Here is a 3,273-nt window from a genome sequence, read left to right on the forward strand (position 1 = left end):
CCTCGGAGGTGTTGATGGGCAGGCCAGCAGGGTGGATGGCGGCGTTGACCGGGCGGTCGCCGATGAAGTCGCCTGGTGCGCCGGCGCTTCGGCGGTAAGGAGAGCATCAGTTCGGGGCTTGAGTTGCTCATTGGCCCTTCTCGGTGAACATGTTGATCAGGCCGTGGGCTGTGTTGTTGTCGGAGTCGATCCGGTGGACCTCGACACCTTCAAAAGTGGCGACCTCGCTGCGGGGGAACATGGCCTGCTCGTACTCGGTGAGTGCGGCCTCGATGTCGTCGGGGTGCGCGGCGAGGGCTTGGCCGAGTTCGGCGCCGTCGAGCATGGCCAGGTTGGCGCCTTCGCCGTTCGGGGCCGCGAGATGGGCGGCGTCGCCGAGCAGGGTCACCCCTGGCACCCGGTCCCAGCGGAGCCCGGTCGGCAGGGCGTGGAGGGAGCGCAGGACCGGCGCGGTGTCGCCGTCGGTGATCAGCGCGGTGATCTCCGGTGCCCAGCCGTCGAACTCCGCCGCGATGCGCGCGGTTGCCGCGGCGGCATCGGTGAAGTCGATGGCGGCGAACCAGTCCTGCGGCTTGGTGAGCCCCACGTAGATGTGCAGGGTGTCGCCACTTTCCCGGTGGGCGAAGATCTCCTTGCCCGGCGAGGGCGCGATCATCGACCCGCCGCCGACCGCCTTCGCGGCGGCGGGGTGCCGGGTGTCGGCCTCGTACAGATAGATCTCGACGCACGACGTGCCGGTGTACGCGGGTGTGGCGGTGGAGAGCAGCGGCCGCACCCGTGACCACGCGCCGTCCGCGCCGACCAGCGGGCTGGTGACGGCGGTGGTGCCGTCGGCGAACGTCACCTCGTGGCGGCCCTCGCCGAGGGCACGGGCGCTTTTGACCTTGTGCCCCCACCGGACGGTGCCGGCCGGGAGCGAGTCGAGCAGGATCCGTCGCAGGTCGCCGCGCAGCGCCTCGGGGCGTCCGCCCGTGCCGTCGTCGGCCTCCTCGAACAGGACGGTCCCGTCCCGGTCGAGGACCCGCATCGCCTGGCGGCCCTCCAGGACTATGGCGTGGAACTCGTCCATCAGGTCGGCCGCCTTGAGGGCGAGTTGTCCGTTGTAGTCGTGGATGTCGAGCATCCCGCCCTGCGCGCGCGCCGACGGGGAGGGATCGGCCTCGTAGATCGTGGCCGGGATGCCGTGGACGTGCAGGACGCGGGCCAGCGTGAGTCCGCCGAGTCCGGCGCCGATGATCGTGACTGGGGTGTGCATGATGGCTCCTCGGGATCGGGCCGCCCGGTGAGCTCCGGCCGGCCGTCTCTGGAAAGGTGCCAGGCCCCGCCGACGAGCTGCCGACATCCGACCGACAGCCGCCGACATCCGACCGACAGCCCCGATATATATGTGACCGACGCCGCGGATCCGTCCCGACCCCTACCCGGAACGGCGTTCAGCTCGCCGTCCAGGTCGATCGTGGTCATGCTCGCGTTCTCACGTCGCCCCCCAGGCGGCGAAGCCCTGCCTGCAAGGGGTACAACGCACGTGAGCCAGGATTTGCCGCGCGGCGCCCCGCAACCGGCCACGGCGGAGGCCGTTGCGGACATTCCCGTTGTACGCGGAGGGGCGGACCGCTCCGAAGAAGGGCGGCGCAGCCGGATCGCGGTGACGGCCGTGTCGGCCCGTCAGGCGCGGCCCGGTGTCGGCTCCGGCTTGGAGAGATGCACTGCCGCGCGGCGGGGGAGCAGCAGCGGGGTCGCCAGCAGGAGCACGCCGGCCAGGCCGATGGCCGTACGCGGGCCGAGCAGGCCGCCCAGCACGCCCCAGACGGCCGTCAGGAGCGCGGTCGAGGCCTTGGTCGTCACCGCCCAGGCGGACAGCGTGCGGGTGACCCGGTCGGTCGCGGTGCGCTCGAGGCGGTAGGTGACGTAGACGGGGTTGAAGACCCCGCAGCAGAAGATGAGCCCGAGCTCGACGCCCATCACCAGCAGTAGCCCTCCGGTGCCCGGCCCCAGGAAGGCCAGGCCGACGGGCCAGATCGCGCGCAGCGCCCCGACCACGACCAGGACCTGATGCTGCCCGAACCGGGTGACGAGCGGTCGGGCGAGCCGCGAACCGAGCAGCCCGCCGATCGAGGGCGCGGCGAAGGCGAGGCCGTACTGCCACGGTGCGAACCCGAGTCGGCCGAGCATCAGGACAGCCAGCAGCGGCTCGGCGGCCATCACCAGGCCGTTGAACAAAGCGGTGTTGAAGAACAGCGGACGCAGCGTCGGGTCGGCGAGGATGTACCGCCAACCGTCGAGCAGGTCCCCGGCCCGCATGCGCGCGGCCTCCCGGTGCTCGGGCCGCGGCTCGTGCCGGCCCGTCGCGCGGATGCCCAGGGCCGAGAGCAGGTAGCTGACCGCGTCGGCCACCACCGTCGTCACCGGACCGAGGAGCCCGATCGCGGTGCCGCCCAGCGGCGGTCCGATGATCGTGGTCGTCCAGGCCGTGGACTCGAACCGGGCGTTGGCGACGAGCAGGTCCTCGGCTGGCAGCAGCGTCTTCAGGTACGCGCCGGAGGCGGCGCGGAAGGTGATGTCGGCCGCCGCGACGACGACCGAGACCAGCAGGAGCTGAAGGAAGGTGAGCACGCCGAGCGCGAACGCGGTGGGGATCGTCAGCAGGGCCGCGGCACGTACCAGGTCCATCGCGATCAGCACCGGCCGCTTGCGGCGGAACTCCACCCACGGGCCGAGCGGCACCGCCACGGCCGCGCCCACCGCAGCCCCCACGGAGGAGAGCGCGGCGACCTCGGCCGGTCCGGCGTGCAGCACCCGGATGGCGATCAGCGGGAACGCACCGAAGGCGAGCCACGTGCCGAGCGCGCTGGTCCCGTACGCTCCCCAGAGCCACCCGAACCGCCGCCCCAGCCGATGTCCGAGCAGATGTCCCAGCCGGTGCCCGCTCCTCATGCCCGACGCCCCTCGCCACTCACTCGCACAACCGTTCCGCGATCGGAAGCATCAAAGCGAGCACCATACCCGGGGATCAAACAACCGCAGGGCCATCGGCCACAACCAACAGTTGTGCCCATAGGGTGCCGGCATGGACCTCGACACCGTCCGGACCTTCGTCGCCGCCGCTGACGCGGGGCAGTTCCAGGAGGCCGCCGCCGAGCTGGCGGTCACCCAGCAGGCCGTCTCCAAGCGCATCGCCACGCTGGAGCGCAACCTCGGCGTGCGGCTGTTCATCCGCACCGCGCGCGGCGCCGAACTCACCATCGACGGGCAGGCCTTCCTGCCCCACGCGCG

Annotated in this window: 3 protein-coding genes; 1 reads left to right on the forward strand and 2 read right to left on the reverse strand. The window is 71.8% G+C overall.

The window, feature by feature from the left end; all coding sequences use genetic code 11:
• Positions 1-127 precede the first annotated feature (127 nt).
• Both ABT186_RS47390 and ABT186_RS47395 read right to left on the reverse strand, forming a co-directional pair.
• Positions 128-1,255 (reverse strand): FAD-dependent oxidoreductase, encoded by a 1,128-nt coding sequence (locus tag ABT186_RS47390; RefSeq protein WP_351235656.1) that lies wholly within the window; start codon positions 1,253-1,255, stop codon positions 128-130.
• A 410-nt stretch (positions 1,256-1,665) separates the two neighbouring features.
• Positions 1,666-2,934, reverse strand: coding sequence for an MFS transporter (locus ABT186_RS47395; protein WP_351235654.1), 1,269 nt, complete (start codon positions 2,932-2,934; stop codon positions 1,666-1,668).
• A gap of 133 nt (positions 2,935-3,067) precedes the next feature.
• Between ABT186_RS47395 and ABT186_RS47400 the strand changes: the two genes are divergently transcribed.
• A partial coding sequence (locus tag ABT186_RS47400; RefSeq protein ID WP_351930629.1) for a LysR family transcriptional regulator occupies positions 3,068-3,273 on the forward strand: 206 nt, incomplete at its 3' end.

Origin of the sequence: Streptomyces sp. NPDC001634 (assembly GCF_040298185.1) — a bacterium.
In the GTDB taxonomy this organism is placed as follows: Bacteria; Actinomycetota; Actinomycetes; order Streptomycetales; family Streptomycetaceae; genus Streptomyces.